The 14266-nt window shown below is 70.1% G+C and carries 9 protein-coding genes; 6 read left to right on the forward strand and 3 right to left on the reverse strand.

Annotation, left to right across the window (positions count from 1 at the left end; all coding sequences use genetic code 11):
• The 6 genes from J7E97_RS15670 to J7E97_RS15695 all read left to right on the forward strand — a co-directional run.
• Positions 1-1004 (forward strand): non-reducing end alpha-L-arabinofuranosidase family hydrolase (locus J7E97_RS15670; RefSeq protein WP_215027450.1); only part of this gene is annotated, 1004 nt, incomplete at its 5' end.
• A 103-nt stretch (positions 1005-1107) separates the two neighbouring features.
• Positions 1108-2214: an SGNH/GDSL hydrolase family protein gene (locus tag J7E97_RS15675; protein WP_215027452.1), complete on the forward strand. Its 1107-nt coding sequence runs from the start codon at positions 1108-1110 to the stop codon at positions 2212-2214.
• 231 nt (positions 2215-2445) lie between these two features.
• On the forward strand, positions 2446-4431 hold the full coding sequence (locus J7E97_RS15680; RefSeq protein WP_215027454.1) for a beta-galactosidase: 1986 nt from the start codon (positions 2446-2448) through the stop codon (positions 4429-4431).
• A gap of 66 nt (positions 4432-4497) precedes the next feature.
• Positions 4498-6012 (forward strand): glycoside hydrolase family 43 protein, encoded by a 1515-nt coding sequence (locus J7E97_RS15685; protein ID WP_215027456.1) that lies wholly within the window; start codon positions 4498-4500, stop codon positions 6010-6012.
• 45 nt (positions 6013-6057) lie between these two features.
• On the forward strand, positions 6058-7812 hold the full coding sequence (locus tag J7E97_RS15690) for a cellulase family glycosylhydrolase (protein WP_215027458.1): 1755 nt from the start codon (positions 6058-6060) through the stop codon (positions 7810-7812).
• Positions 7813-7995: 183 nt separating this feature from the next.
• Positions 7996-9012, forward strand: a complete 1017-nt coding sequence (locus J7E97_RS15695) for a LacI family DNA-binding transcriptional regulator (protein ID WP_215027460.1) — start codon at positions 7996-7998, stop codon at positions 9010-9012.
• A 69-nt stretch (positions 9013-9081) separates the two neighbouring features.
• On the opposite strand, the gene J7E97_RS15700 is transcribed toward J7E97_RS15695, so the two are convergent.
• The 3 genes from J7E97_RS15700 to J7E97_RS15710 form a co-directional block, all read right to left on the reverse strand.
• The gene (locus tag J7E97_RS15700; protein WP_215027462.1) at positions 9082-9798 is read right to left on the reverse strand and encodes a hypothetical protein; all 717 of its coding nucleotides are present in this window, start codon (positions 9796-9798) and stop codon (positions 9082-9084) included.
• Positions 9799-10001: 203 nt separating this feature from the next.
• Positions 10002-11969 carry a beta-galactosidase gene (locus J7E97_RS15705; RefSeq protein ID WP_215027464.1) on the reverse strand — a complete coding sequence of 656 codons (1968 nt, stop codon included), beginning with the start codon at positions 11967-11969 and terminating at the stop codon, positions 10002-10004.
• Positions 11969-14212 (reverse strand): sialidase family protein, encoded by a 2244-nt coding sequence (locus tag J7E97_RS15710; RefSeq protein ID WP_215027466.1) that lies wholly within the window; start codon positions 14210-14212, stop codon positions 11969-11971. Before J7E97_RS15710 ends, J7E97_RS15705 begins: the two co-directional genes overlap by 1 nt.
• Positions 14213-14266: the final 54 nt, after the last annotated feature.

Here is a 14266-nt window from a genome sequence, read left to right on the forward strand (position 1 = left end):
ACCAGCAATGGCAACTGGTCCGAGTCGACAGCGGCAGCGAGAGCGGCGCACTGCCGTCGACGTTCCGATGGTCCTCCAGCGGCGTCCTGGCCGGTCCGAAGCCCGACGCCCAGCACCCGGACGTGACGGCGATCAAGGACTTCTCGATCGTGCGGTACAACGACCAGTGGCTGACCTTCGCGACCACCGCCGGCCCCTCCGGCTGGGGTCTGGCGCAGTTCAGCTTCGGCGACTGGTCCCAGGCCGCCTCCGCACCGCACGCCTACCTCGACACCTCACCCGTGGGCGGCTACCGGGCCGCGCCCCAGGTGTTCTACTTCGCGCCGCAGAACCTCTGGTACATGGTCTACCAGACCGGTCCGCCCACCTACTCCACCAGCACCAACCCGGCCGACCCGCGCTCGTGGTCCGCGCCTCGCCTCCTCATGTCCGAGGAGCCGCAGATCGTCAAGGACAACAAGGGCAAGGGCACTTGGATCGACTTCTGGGTCATCTGCGACACCACAGACTGCCACCTGTTCTTCAGTGACGACAACGGGCACATCTACCGCGCCCAGGCCAGCCTGGCGAACTTCCCGAACGGTTTCGGGAACACGCAGATGGTGATGTCGGACACGAAGAACAACCTCTTCGAGGCGACCAACGTGTACAAGGTCGCCGGCAGCAACCAGTACCTGCTGCTCCAGGAGGCCATCGGCAACACCTCGGGCCGACGCTACTTCCGCTCCTTCACCTCGACCAGCCTCACCGGTGACTGGACCCCCCTGGCCGCCACGGAGAACGAACCGTTCGCCGGCCGCGACAACGTCACCTTCCCCGGCGGCGCCTGGACGCAGGACATCAGTCACGGCGAGATGGTCCGCGACGGCAACGACCAGACCCTGACCATCAATCCGTGCCGACTGCAGTACGTCTACCAGGGCATTGACCCGCGAGCCGGAGGCGACTACATCCGCCTGCCCTGGCGGATGGGCCTGCTCACCCAGACCAACTCCCCCTGCTGACCGCCTGAACCATCATCGAGCCACCACGCACCCCGCGGGCAACTCACCCGGCGGGGTGTCGGTTGGCGGTCAGCCGGCATCACTCGCAGAAGAGGAAACTTGTATGAGAAAGCTTTGGCACCTCCCCCTGATCGCGCTCGCCGCTGCCACGCTCGGGGTGACGGCGGCCGGTGCGACCCCTGCCGTCGCCGCCTCGACCACGCCGGTGCGGGTCATGCCGTTGGGCGACTCGATCACCTGGGGTGTGGGAAGCAGTACGGGCAATGGCTACCGGGGCCCGTTGTGGGACAAGCTCGCGGCGGACGGCCATCCGGTGGACTTCGTCGGCACGTTGCGGGGCGGTCCGATGTCCGACCCCGACAACGAAGGCCACTCCGGATATCGCATCGACCAGATCGCCGCACTGGCCGACGCCCCGCTGACCCGCTACCGGCCCAACGTCGTGACGCTGGAGATCGGCACCAACGACCTCAACGGGAGCTACCAGCCCTCCACCGCCGCCGCCCGGCTGAAGTCGCTGGTCCACCAGATCACCGCCGCCGTCCCCGACGCGACCGTCCTCGTGGCCTCCCTGGTCGTCTCCACCAGCGGCTCGGAGGAGCAGTACAGGGCCGCGTACAACCAGGCCATTCCGCAGATCGTGAGCGAGGCACAGGCCGCGGGCAAGCACGTCGCGTACGTGGACATGAGCAGCCTGACCACGGCCGACCTGGCCGACGCCCTGCATCCCAACGACGCGGGCTACCGGAAGATGGCAGACGCCTTCCACCGCGGCATCCGGGCCGCGGACAGCGCCGGGTGGCTGAGGAACCCCGCCCCCGCCGCCGCCCGCGTGGAGTCCGGCATCGCCGGCAAGTGCCTGGATGTCAGCGGCGCCAACACGGCCGACGGGACCGCTGTCCAGATCTGGGGCTGCGGCGGCAGCGTCAACCAGCTCTGGTCCGCCTACAACGACGGCACCCTGCGCTCCATGGGCAAATGCCTCGACGCCGCCGGCGGGGGCACCGCCAACGGCACCAAGGTGCAGATCTGGTCCTGCCACGGCGGCTCCAACCAGGTCTGGCAGCCCTACAACGGCGGCTACCGCAACCCCGCCTCCGGCCGCTGCCTCGACGATCCGGGCTTCTCCACGGCCGACGGTACGCAGCTCCACCTGTGGGACTGCCACGGCGGCTCCAACCAGAAGTGGACCACCCTCACCGCCGGATGACCCCTGCCCACCCCTCGGAAGCCGAGGGTGGAGCCGGATCCGAAGCATAGTTGTCGAAGCGCTTCGATACCGACCATTCGTGCTGACGGTACGTCAATTGACTAGTAGACGAAACCCTCCTGTGTTCCAGACCCTTGTTTCACAGGAAAGTTGTCCGTTAGCTTGAATCTGGAAGCGAAGCGCTTCGACAACCCCCCGGCACACTTGACTCTCCATAACCGAGGAACCGTCATGACGACTCGCAGCATCACCGACCGCTTGGCCGGCCTGGCCTTCGGCGGGGACTACAACCCCGAGCAGTGGGACGAGCCGGTCTGGAAGGAGGACGACGAGCTCATGAGCCGGGCCAGGGTCAACATGGCCACGGTGGGTGTCTTCTCGTGGGCCCTGCTCGAACCGGAGGAGGGCCGCTACGACTTCGCCTGGCTCGACGCCCACATCGACCGCCTGCACGCGAACGGCGTGGCCGTGGACCTGGCCACCCCGACCGCTTCCCCCCCGCCCTGGTTCACCCTGGCCCACCCCGATGCGCTGACGGTCCGGGCCGACGGCACCCGCCTCGTCCACGGCAGCCGCGACACCTACTGCCTCGCCTCGCCCTCCTACCGCAGCGCGGCCCGCCGGATCGCCTCCGCGCTCGCCGAGCGGTACGGCGACCACCCCGCCCTCGCGCTGTGGCACGTACACAACGAGTACGGCACGCTCTGCTGGTGCGACCACGCGGCCGCCGCGTTCCGGGTGTGGCTGCGCGCCCGCCACGGCTCGCTGGACGCCCTCAACGAAGCCTGGGGAACGGCCTTTTGGAGCCAGCGCTACACCTCCTGGGAGCAGGTGCTGCCGCCGCGCGCGACGAACTACCACAAGAACCCCGGCCAGACAGTGGACTTCCACCGCTTCTGGGGCGACGAGATCATCGCCGCGTACTGCGAACAGCGCGACGCGATCCGCGAGCACAGCGACCGCCCGGTGACGACGAACCTGATGCTGCCCTACTACCTGAGGCTCAACCTGTGGGCCTTCGCGCGCGAACTCGACGTGGTCACCTCCGACCAGTATCCGTCCGAGCCGGGCCTGGACTCCTGCGCCCACGTCGCCTTCTACGGCGACCGCTCCCGCTCCCTGGCCGGCGGCCGCCCGTGGCTGCTGATGGAGCAGGGCACCAGCACCCTCTACGACGGTGAGCAGGTGCTCGGCAAGGAGCCCGGCGAGATCCTGCGCCACAGCCTGGGCCACATCGCCCGCGGTTCGGAGGGGGCCCTCTTCTTCCAGTGGCGCCAGTCCCGGGCCGGCGCCGAGACGTGGCACTCGGCGATGCTGCCGCACGCGGGTCCCGACAGCCGCATCTTCCGCGAGGTCACCCAGACCGGCGAGGCGGTCGCCCGGCTCGGCGAGCTGGCGGGATCCACGGTCACCGCGCCGGTCGCCGTACTGGACGACCCGGACGCCATGTGGGCCCTGGAGGTGGACGGCCTGCCCTCCGCCCGGCTCGACTACCACGCGCCGCTCGCCGAGGCGCACCGGGCGCTGTGGGACGCGGGCGTCACGGTCGACTTCGCTCACCCGGAGCACGAGCTGAGCGGCTACCGGCTGGTCATCGCCCCGTCCTTGTTCCTGATGTCCGACAAGGGCGCCGAGAACCTGCGCCGTTACGTCGAGGGCGGTGGCACGCTCCTCGTCCAGCACGCGAGCGGATTCGTCGACGACCGCGTGCACGCCCGGCTGGGCGGTTATCCCGCGGGCCCGCTGCGCGAGGCGCTGGGCATCCGCGTAGAGGAGCACCGGCCGCTGCGGACGGATGAACGCATCACCCTGTCGGACGGGTCGCACGGCACGGTCTGGAGCGAGTCCCTGCGCACCGAGGGCGCGGAGACGCTCGCCGCCTACAACCACGGCATGCTCACGGACAGCCCCGCGCTCACCCGGCACCACTTCGGCACCGGACAGGGCTGGTACCTCTCCACCCGCCTGGACGGCGCCGACTACGCCGCCCTGGTCGGCCGTCTGCTGAAGGAGGCCGGCGTCGAGCCGGACGTGCCGGGCCTGCCGGCCGGCGTCGAAGCCGTCACCCGGCACGCACCCGACGGCCGCCAGTGGCGGGTCCTGCTCAACCACACCTCCGAGGCCGTGCCCTTGCCGGAACCCGCCCACGACCTGCTCACCGACGCCCTCGCGCACGAACTGCCCCCCGGCGGCTGCGCGGTTCTGCGCGGGCAGTGATCTCGAAGGGACCGTGAAGGGACCGCCCCCACGCCCGCATCACGAATCGACGAGAGGACCCATAGGGTGCCCCCTCTGCCCCAGCCGGCCGGACGACTCACCAACCCCGTGATCCCCGGCTTCCACCCCGACCCCAGCGTCTGCCGCGTCGGCGACGACTACTACCTGGCCTGCTCCAGCTTCGAGTACTTCCCCGGCATACCCCTCTTCCACAGCCGCGACCTCGTGCACTGGACGCAGATCGGCAACGCCCTGGACCGGCCGGAGCAACTGCGTCTGCCCACCTCCATGGCGTCCTCCGGCGGGATCTACGCCCCCACCATCCGCCACCACGACGGCCGCTTCTGGTTGATCGTCACCAACTGCAGCGAGGGCGGCGGCAACCTGATCGTCACGGCCACCGACCCCGCGGGGCCGTGGTCGGACCCCATCTGGGCGCCGGGTGTCCCCGGCATCGATCCCGATCTGGTCTGGGACGAGGACGGCACCTGCTGGTGCACGGTCGCCGGGGTCTCGCAGGTCCGCATCGACCCGTCCACCGGGCAGACGTACGGAACACCGCACAGGCTCTGGTCCGGCGGGCCCGGCGCCAGGGCCCCGGAGGCGCCGCACCTGTACCGGATCGGCGCCTACTGGTACCTGCTCATCGCCGAGGGCGGCACCGAACGCGGTCACGCCGTGTCCATCGCCCGCGGCCGTACGCCTGCCGGCCCGTTCGAGCCGTGCCCGGCCAACCCGATCCTCACCCACCGCGGCACCGACCACCCCGTCCAGAACACCGGGCACGCCGACTTGGTCCAAGGCCCCGACGGCTCCTGGTGGCTGATCCTGCTCGGCGTCCGACCGGGCGGCGGTACGCCGGGCTGGCACGTACTCGGCCGGGAGACCTTCCTGGCGCCCGTGACCTGGGTGGACGACTGGCCGGTCGTCGGCGAGGTCGCCATGGACCTGCCCGAGCCCCCGTGGCCGCTCTTCCCCGGCCCCGTCGAGGAGCAGCGCGACGACTTCGAGCTCGCCGAACTGCGACCGTCCTGGATCTCCGTGCGCGACCGGCCCGCCGAACTCTGCACCACCAAGGAGCGCCCCGGCTGGCTGACCCTCCGCGGGCGGGGCGGCTCCCTGGACGAGCCCGACGTGGTGTTCACCGGCCGGCGCCAGCAGCACCTCGCGTGCCGGGCACGGACCCTGACCGACCCGTCACAAGGGCGCGGCGGCCTTGCCGTCCGGCTCGACGAGCAGCACCACTACGCGATCGAGGTGTCCGGCACGGAGGTACGGGTGATCGCGCGCGTCGGCTCCCTGCGCACGGTCATGGCCGCACGGTCCGTGCCCGCGGGGCCGGTGGTCCTCACCGTCACGATCACGCAGTCGTCGTCCGCGCACGGACCGTGCACCGGACCCGACGTCGTCTCCCTCGGCGTCGAAGAGGCCGACGGCACGTTCACCGAGCTCGCGACCCTCGACGGCCGCTACCTCTCGACCGAGGTCGCCGGCGGCTTCACCGGACGCGTCATCGGCATGTACGCCGCGGAAGGCACCGTCCACTTCGACTGGTTCGACTACGAGCCCCTCGACGGCTGAACCAGGCGCCCCTCGCTCTGCTGGACCGACCGAAAGGCATGACGCATGAAGGACATACGCCACCCCGCGCAACACCGCAGCCGGGGCCCGGGCCGCCTGGCCGCCCTGCTGCTGACGCTGGTCGTCGTGTTGGGGCTGACCGGCGGCACCGCGCTCGCCGCACCGGACGCCCACGACAAGCCGTCCTGGCCGGTGGTCCGGGTTCCGGACAACCCCATGGACGCCGTCGCGCAGATGCAGCCCAGCTGGAACCTGGGCAACACCCTGGACGCCTTCCCGAACGAGTCCTCCTGGGACAACGGGCAGACCACCAAGGCAACGTTCGACACCATCGCCGCACAGGGGTTCCGCAGCGTCCGCATCCCGGTGACCTGGACCGACCACCAGTCCACCACCGCGCCGTACACCGTTGACGCCGCCTACATGGCCCGGGTCAAGCAGCTCGTCGACTGGGCGTTGGCCGACGGCCTGTACGTGGTGCTCAACGTCCACCACGACTCGTGGATGTGGGTCGAGAAGATCACGAGCGATCACGACAACGTGATGGCCCGGTTCGACTCCACTTGGTCCCAGATCTCCGCGACCTTCCGTGACGCGCCGCGCACTCTGGTCTTCGAGGGCATCAACGAGCCGAGCTTCGCCAACGCCACGGACGCGCAGAAGGTCTCCTTCCTGAAGGAGCTGCAGACCTCGTTCCATTCCGTGGTCCGCGCTTCGGGCGGCGCGAACGCGAGCCGCATGTTGTCGCTGACCACGCCGGGCGGCAGTGGTGACCAGGTCCACCTGGACAACCTGTACACCACGATCACCTCGCTGAAGGACCGTCAGCTCATCGCGCAGGTGCACTTCTACAGCTGGTACCCGTTCAGCGTGAACGTCGCGGGCGGCACCCTGTACGACGCCGTCGCGCAGAAGCACCTGGAGGATTCCTTCGCCAACATGCACCGCACCTTCGTCGCCAAGGGCATCCCGCTCTATCTCGGCGAGTACGGTCTGCTCGACTACCCGAACCACTTCAACCCCTCCCGCGTCGAGCGCGGTGAGGCGCTGAAGTACTTCGAGCACGTGGGCTACGGGGCGCGCAAGTACGGCATCACCACCGCCCTGTGGGACCCGTTCGCCTACCTGAACCGCGACACCCTCCAGTGGCGCGACCCGGCCCTGTTCGCCGTGATCAAGTCGAGCTGGACCACCCGCTCGGGCACGGCCTCCTTCGACAAGGTCTTCGTGGCGAAGTCCAGCCCGGTCACGGACAAGTCGCTCACCCTGAACCTCAACGGCACCTACTTCCGAGGGGTGTGGCAGGGCAGCACCAAGCTGGTCGCCGGACGGGACTACACCGTCTCCGGTAGCCGGCTGACCTTCACCGCCAAGGCGCTGACCAGCCTGGTCGGCAACCGTGCCTACGGCGTCAACGCGACGCTCCAGGCCCGGTTCACCAGTGGGCTGCCCTGGGACATCGACATCGTCACCAATGACGCCCCGACGGTGTCGGACGCAGCCGGCACCACCGGCTCGTTCTCCGTCCCCACCCAGTACCGGGGCAACGACCTGGCGACCATGCACGCCACGTACGCCGACGGCACCAACGCCGGCCCGACCGACTGGACTCCGTTCCAGGAGTTCAACAAGGCGTTCTCGCCGGACTACGCGAACGGCACGATCGTGCTGACCCCCGAGTTCCTGGGCGCGCTGCGCGACGGGGAACCGGCGACGCTGGTCTTCCACTTCTACAGCGGCGCCACCGCCACCTACCACGTCACCAAGTCCGGAAGCTCGGTCACCGGCACGCTCTCCTGACCTGCGGCGTCCTCGCCCTGGCCGCCCGCTCCCCCGGGCGGCCAGGGCAACCCCATGCGCGCGTCGAAGCGCTTCGACATATCGATGGACACGCGTCCAGGCTGACGCTAGGGTCGGTGTGCATGACACGCGTAAACGATGCGCGTGCACTGTCGAAGCGTTTCACAAACCTGGGAGAGCTGGATGGCAACCCTCGCCGAGGTCGCCCAGCACGCCGGAGTGTCGGCGAGCACGGTGAGCTATGTCCTCAGCGGCAAGCGGTCCATCTCCACGGCCACCCGGCTGCGGGTGGAGCAGAGCATCCGTGAGCTGGGATACCACCCGAACGCGGGCGCGCGGGCCCTGGCCAGCAGCAAGTCGAACATCATCGCGCTGATGGTTCCGCTGCGCACCGACATGTACGTGCCGGTGATGATGGAGATCGCCATCGCGGTCGCCACGACGGCCCGGACGTACGGGTACGACGTGCTGCTGCTGACCGGCGAGGAGGGTCCCGACGCCGTCCGCCGCGTCACCGGCAGCGGGCTGGCCGATGCGATGATCCTGATGGACGTCGAACTCGACGACGAGCGGCTGCCGTTGCTGCGCGGCACCGACCAGCCGTCCGTGCTGATCGGACTGCCCGCCGACACTTCGGGCCTGACCTGTGTCGACCTCGACTTCAAGGCGACCGGCGCCTTGTGCGTCGAGCATCTGGCGATGCTCGGCCACCGCGACATCGCCGTCATCGGCGAGGCCCCCTCGGTCTACGAACGGCACACCGGCTTCGCCGAGCGCACCCTCGACGGACTCCGTTCCCGGGCGAGGGAGTTGGGCATCCGGGTGTTGCACCGGCCGTGCGGGGGCGGCTACGACGCGATGGCCGTCACCCTCGCCCGCATCCTCGACGAGCGCCCGCGCACCTCCGGGTTCGTCGTGCAGAACGAGCAGGCGGTCGAGCCGCTGCTCACCCTGCTGCGCCGACAGGGCCGCGCCGTGCCCGAGGACGTGTCGGTGGTCGCGGTGTGTCCGGACCAGGTGGCCGTCCAGGCCTCGGTGCGGCTGACGTCGGTCTCCATCCCCGCGCAGGAGATGGGCCGGCAGGCGGTGGAGCGTCTGGTCGCCAAGCTCGACGGCCGCGGCACCGACGAAGTCGTGCTCATCGCACCCGAGTTGACGGTACGAGCGAGTACGGGGCCGGCGCCTTCGGCCGCCTCCTGAAACCGGACGGGCCGAGATCGACCGCGCCTGAGGAAGCACGCGGACCGACCTCGGCCCTTGGGGTCGGGATCAGCCTCCGCTGATGGTCAGGTTGTTGGTGGTGAAGTTGAGGCCGCCGGATGACGAGGTGATCTCATAGCCGAACTGGACGTCGCCGATCGTCTCGTTGCCGGGCATCCAGCCCTTGGTGTGCGCGATCCAGTGGAGGATCGGCTTGACGTCCACGGTGCCGGAGTTGGAGTCTGACGTCCGCAGGAACGAGAACACCTGGTTCGACCCGTTGGTGCCCTTGTAGACGTTCCAGCTGTGGCCGCCGAGCGTGACGCTGGCCTGCCGCGTGCCGATCGGCCCGACGGCTCCGTTGTAGTTGACCCAGAGCATGATCTCGTACTGGTGGTCGGTGTCCCAGATGTCGTACGACGTGTTGTACGCGCCGGACGACGGGACGCTGACGTTGTAGTTGCTGGTGAGCCAGCCGAGGGAGTCGATCGTCTTGTTGATCGTTTTCGTTGAGTTGGGGTAGGACTTGATGCCGCCGGTGTTGGGGTGGTTGGCCCAGACACCCCAGGAGGTCCCGGAGTTGGCCCAGACGCACTGGCTGCCGGTGCCGGAGCCCCAGACGTTGTTGTAGAGCTTGTAGCCGTCGAGGCTGGTGCTGCCCCATTGGTCGCAGGAGTTCCAGACCGCTGCCGAAGCGGGGGCGGAGGCCAGGCCGACGGTGGCACCGAGAGCCATCGCCGGCGCCAGTACCGCCATGGTGATCCTGCGTATCGCGCTGTTGACCATGGTGTCCCTTCCATGGGTGGGGGGAAAATCGTGGGGGGGGGTGCAACCACGCCCCTGGCTGAGGGCGTGGTCCTCTCCGGTGACGAGATCGATCGGGTCCGCGTCACCGGAAGAAGTTCTGATTTCGCCACGGACCGTGCGGGCCGGCCCTCAGGAACCGCCGTCGCCCGGCCGGGGCGCCCGGCTCGGCCCGTCGGCCGCGGTCATGGCCGGAGCACCGCCACGCCGTAGCGGCCGAGGGTCACCCGGTCGGTGACGGCCGTGCCCGTCAGGAGGTCGTGGTGGGTGCCGGGCACCTCGACGGTCACCGGCTCGCGGCCGTGGTTGAGCACGAACAGCGCCTCGCCCCGGTGGACGGCCTCGACCTGCTCGGGGAGGCCGTCGAGCACCGGCCGGACGCCCGCGCCGGAGGCGATCCGGGCCAGCAGGTCGCGCAGCGCCTCCGGCTCCGGGAGCGTGGAGACGTACCAGGCCCGGTCCTTGCGCAGGACGGCGGGCAGTCCGTCGAGTTCACCGCCCTTGTACGGCACGGTCTCATCTGCGGTGCCGTCGGCCTCCAGCTCCTCCGACCACAGGGACGCCCCGAAGCCCTCGCAGGTGACGGTCTCCCCCGCGTCCAGCGGCCACCACTCGTGCAGGGTGCGGATGCCGAACAGCTCGCGCAGCCGGGGATCCATGCCGCCGGCGCGGACCCGGTCGTACTCGTCGGCGACGCCGGTCTGGAAGCCGCAGACGAGGGTGCCGCCCCGGCGGACATGGGCGAGGAGGTTGTCGATCGCCGCGTCGGTGAGCGCGTACAGCTGCGGCACGATGACCACCGAGTACGGCGTCAGGTCGTGCTCGGGGTGGGCGAAGTCGGTGGTCAGGTGCGCCTGCCACAGGGCCCGGTGCCAGGCGCGCAGGATGTCCGGGTACTCCGCCTGGTGGGACAGGCGGCCGTCCTGGGCGCCGGCCCACCAGGAGTGCCAGTCGTGCAGGACCGCGATGTCCGCGGTGATGTTCCGGCCGGTCACCCCGGAGGCGATCCGCTCCAGGTCCGCGCCGAGCTGCTTGACCTCCTGGTAGGTCCGGCCCTCCTCCCCGGCATGGCTGACCATGCCGGAGTGGAACTTCTCCGCGCCCTGCCGGGATTGGCGCCACTGGAAGTAGCAGACGGCGTCGGCGCCCCGGGCCACGGCCTGCAAGGACCAGAGCCGGTTGAGGCCCTTGGGCTTGGGGTGGTTCACGCCCCGCCAGTTGACGGGCCCGGCGGCCTGCTCCATGAGCATCCACGGCCCGCGCGCCTGGGAACGGGTCATGTCCTGGACGAGGGCGCCGCTCTGGGCACCCAGCGGGTCGTGCGGATCCGGGTAGATGTCGACGGAGACGACGTCCTCCTCGTCGGCCCAGCGCCAGGCGTCCTGGCCGATCCACAGCGGCATGAAGTTGCTGGTGACCGGCAGGTGCGGGGTGTGGCGGCGGACGATGTCCCGCTCGGCGACGTAACACTCCAGGAGCATGTCGGAGGTGAAGCGCCGGAAGTCCAGCACCTGGGTGGGGTTGCGCATGTAGTGGGGCAGGCGGGGCGGCAGGATGCCGTCCCAGGTGTCGTAGCCCTGGCTCCAGAAGGCGGTGCCCCAGGCTTCGTTGAGGGCGTCGAGGGTGCCGTACTTCTCGCGCAGCCAGCGGCGGAAGGCTGCCGCCGCCTCGTCTCCGTAGTCGAAGGTGCAGTACTCGTTGTTGATGTGCCACATAGTCAGCGCCGGGTGGCCGCCGTAGCGGGCGGCGAGGTCCTCGGTGATGGCGGCGGCGTAGCGCCGGTAGGTGGCGCTGGAGTGCGAGAAGTGCTGCCGGCCGCCCCACCACTCGGTGCGGCCGTCCTCGGTGACGGGCAGGGTGTCGGGGTGCAGCCGGCCCATCCAGGGCGGGGGCGAGGAGGTGGGGGTGGCGAGGACGACGCCGATGCCGTTCTCGTGCATCAGGTCCATCAGCGCGTCCATACGGCCGAACTCCCTTGCCCCGGGGCGCGGTTCCAGTGTCGACCAGGAGAAGACGCCGAGGGTGACCGAGTTGACCCCGGCCGCCTTCATTAGCCGGACGTCCTCGTGCCAGATCTCCTCGGGCCACTGCTCCGGGTTGTAGTCGCCGCCGAAGAGCAGACGGCCTCGTGTCGCGTCACTCAGGCCGGCCATCAGACGGGCTCCCCGTACTGCACGCCGCGCCCGTTGGTGGCGAGGTAGACCCGGCCGTGGACGCGCGGATCGCCGGTGATGGCCGCGCCGGTCCAGCCCCACCGGTGCTGGTCGTCGTTGATCCGCGTCCAGGTCCCGGCCTCGTCGTCGGAGCGGTAGATGGCGTTGAAGTCCGCGATCCCGCCGGCCATGTTGATCGCCGGGTAGGAGGCGCCCTCGGCTGCCTTGCCGAAGCCCAGGGTGTGCGAGGCCCGGCAGCTGCCGACCTTGGTGAAGCCGGCGCCGCCGTCGGTGGAGCGGAACAGACCGTTCTCCTTGACGCTGAGCCACAGGTCACCGGAGCGTCCCGGGGCGGCGGCCAGCTGGAACCCCGCGTCACCGGAGCTCAGGCCGGTGGCCCGGGCGGTGAAGGTCAGACCGCTGTCGGTGCTGGCGTAGAGCGTGCCGGCACTCGTGTCGAAGGCGTAGAAGCACCTCGGGTCGACGGGGTCCGCGACCAGGACGGAGCCCTTCGGGAGAGAGGTGACCTCGGACCAGGCGGCGCCGTTGTCCGCCGAGCGGTGCGCCGGATACACCGTGCCGTCCCAGTGCGCGAGGGACCACAGCAGCACGCTGCCGTCGGCGTTGGTGACGATCGGCCCGGGCGCGTCCTTGGCGACGGCCGGCTGCGACGCGAAGGGCGCCCAGGTCTTTCCTCCGTCGTTCGACCAGGCGCCGTTGCCCTGATCGCCGGAGCCGGTGCGCACGACGTACGAGGGCCTGGCCGCGGCCTGGGCGAGTCCGATGGAGGACCCGAACACGGGGTGCGTGGCCAAACCGCGCGACGGCGAGGCGGTCAGCTGCTCGTGGTAGAGCACGCCGATGTCCCGCGACCCGCTGATCAGATGGGCCTCTCCCGTCGGAGGTGACACGATCGCCACCACGGACGCCTCCTCCAGACCACGGACCTGCGGGGCCCAGCGCTTGAGGTCGCGCGTGCCGTACAGGGTCGCGCCGGTGCCGTAGACGATGTGCTCGGAGTCGAACGGGTCGAGGCCGACGGCCTGGATCCACCAGCCGAACTTGGGTGTGGCCTGGCCCCACTTGAGATAGGGGGTCTCGGAGACGTCGAGGACGGCCTCGTCCTTCAGGGACTTCCAGGTGCGGCCGCCGTCGGTGGAACGCAAGACGGTGTCGATCTCGGCCCAGCGGTTGTTGGTGGACACGACGAGCGTCCCGGGCCGGCGGGCGTCGACGGCGACACCGCCGTAGCCGAAGGCGTCGGTCCCGCCGTCGCTCGTCGCCCCGCCGGGCTTCACGGGGGTGATCTCGGCCCATTTCCCGTCCGTCGTACGCAACTTGTGCACGCTGCCGTCGGACTGCCCGTTGGGGGCGGGAGCGTTGGCGTACGTCACGTACAGCTCGCGGGTGTGGCGGTCGTACGCGGCGCGGATCGGCACCTTGGCAGCGGCGCCGGTGGGCTGTCCGGGGACGGGCTCCCAGGTCTTTCCGTCGGACGTGCGGTACAGGTTGGGGTGGTCGGCGGCGCCGTCGCAGTCGCCCCAACCGGCGTATACGCTGCGGCTGGCGGCGACGAGGAAGGTGACGCCCTGGCCGGTGGCGCTCGGGGTGGCCGGGAAGCTCACGGGCTTCCAGGTCGCGCCCCGGTCGGTCGACTTGAGCAGCCCGTCGTGCCGGGTGCCGAGCCACAGGGTGTCGCCGCTCCGTGGATCGACCAGCAGCCGTTCACCGCATCCGCGCCCGTCCTCGTTGGCGCCGAACCGCACGGTGAGGTCGGTGCGCTTCCAGGTGGCCCCCCGGTCCTCGGAGCGCAGCACGGCCCCGTTGCCGGCCCAGGACTGGGTGTAGGTGCCGAGGGTGAGATAGACACGGCCCGGGTGGGCGGGGTCGACGGCCATGGCCTCGACGCCGAGGAGGTTCCAGTCGTCCCAGCCGAGGTGGTCGGTCAGCGGGATCCAGCGGTCGGTCCGGTCGTCCCAGCGGTAGGCGCCCCCGATGTCGGTCCGGGCGTAGGCGAGCCCTCGCACCGACGGGTGGAACAGGACCCCGGTGATGAAGCCGGTGCCGCCCATGACGGCGTTGCGCCACCGGTAGCCGCTCTTCGCCACGGCCGTGGGAGCGAAAGGGGAAGCGGCGGCCTGCGCCCTGCCCGAAACCGTCGGCAGGGAGACGAACGCGGCGGTGGCGGCGGAACCGGCAAGAACGGAGCGTCTGCTGAGTCTGCTGAGATGAAACGTGCTCATGACATACCTCGGTCCTCACGAAGGGGGAAGTCGAGCGGGGATCAGGGACCAAGG

This window comes from Streptomyces sp. ISL-66, assembly GCF_018614135.1.
Taxonomy (GTDB): Bacteria; Actinomycetota; Actinomycetes; order Streptomycetales; family Streptomycetaceae; genus Streptomyces.

Excerpts from the sequence above, each read along its gene's own strand:
- J7E97_RS15705 (WP_215027464.1), bottom strand. The coding sequence starts at position 11,969 with ATGGCCGGCCTGAGTGACGCGACACGAGGCCGTCTGCTCTTCGGCGGC.
- J7E97_RS15680 (WP_215027454.1), top strand. The coding sequence starts at position 2,446 with ATGACGACTCGCAGCATCACCGACCGCTTGGCCGGCCTGGCCTTCGGC.
- J7E97_RS15690 (WP_215027458.1), top strand. The coding sequence starts at position 6,058 with ATGAAGGACATACGCCACCCCGCGCAACACCGCAGCCGGGGCCCGGGC.
- J7E97_RS15675 (WP_215027452.1), top strand. The coding sequence starts at position 1,108 with ATGAGAAAGCTTTGGCACCTCCCCCTGATCGCGCTCGCCGCTGCCACG.
- J7E97_RS15710 (WP_215027466.1), bottom strand. The coding sequence starts at position 14,212 with ATGAGCACGTTTCATCTCAGCAGACTCAGCAGACGCTCCGTTCTTGCC.
- J7E97_RS15695 (WP_215027460.1), top strand. The coding sequence starts at position 7,996 with ATGGCAACCCTCGCCGAGGTCGCCCAGCACGCCGGAGTGTCGGCGAGC.
- J7E97_RS15700 (WP_215027462.1), bottom strand. The coding sequence starts at position 9,798 with ATGGTCAACAGCGCGATACGCAGGATCACCATGGCGGTACTGGCGCCG.